Raw genomic sequence first — 794 nt, 5'->3', positions numbered from 1 at the left:
GGATAAGCCCTCGACCGATTAGTATTGGTCAGCTCCATGCATTGCTGCACTTCCACCTCCAACCTATCTACCTCGTCGTCTTCAAGGGGTCTTACTAGTTGGGAAATCTCATCTTGAGGGGGGCTTCACGCTTAGATGCTTTCAGCGCTTATCCCTTCCGTACGTAGCTACCCAGCCATGCTCCTGGCGGAACAACTGGTGCACCAGCGGTACGTCCATCCCGGTCCTCTCGTACTAAGGACAGCTCCTCTCAAATTTCCTACGCCCACGACAGATAGGGACCGAACTGTCTCACGACGTTCTGAACCCAGCTCGCGTACCGCTTTAATGGGCGAACAGCCCAACCCTTGGGACCTACTTCAGCCCCAGGATGCGATGAGCCGACATCGAGGTGCCAAACCTCCCCGTCGATGTGGACTCTTGGGGGAGATAAGCCTGTTATCCCCAGGGTAGCTTTTATCCGTTGAGCGATGGCCCTTCCATGCGGTACCACCGGATCACTAAGCCCGACTTTCGTCCCTGCTCGACTTGTAGGTCTCGCAGTCAAGCTCCCTTATGCCTTTGCACTCTTCGAATGATTTCCAACCATTCTGAGGGAACCTTGGGGCGCCTCCGTTACTCTTTAGGAGGCGACCGCCCCAGTCAAACTGCCCGCCTGACACTGTCCTCGCACCGGATCACGGTACCAAGTTAGAACCTAGATACGATCAGGGTGGTATCCCAACGTCGCCTCCACACAAGCTGGCGCTCATGCTTCGAAGGCTCCCACCTATCCTGTACAGATCGTACCCAAA

At 55.5% G+C, this 794-nt stretch carries 1 rRNA gene; it reads right to left on the bottom strand.

Going from position 1 to position 794, the window contains the following annotated elements:
• A 23S ribosomal RNA gene (locus PGL02S_RS27955) occupies nt 1-794 on the bottom strand; the annotation flags it as partial.

Origin of the sequence: Paenibacillus glucanolyticus NBRC 15330, from assembly GCF_004000885.1 — a bacterium.
Classification (GTDB): Bacteria; Bacillota; Bacilli; order Paenibacillales; family Paenibacillaceae; genus Paenibacillus_AQ; species Paenibacillus_AQ glucanolyticus.
Note: the sequence above shows the minus strand (reverse complement) of the source record. Positions and strands in the feature narration are given on the sequence as shown.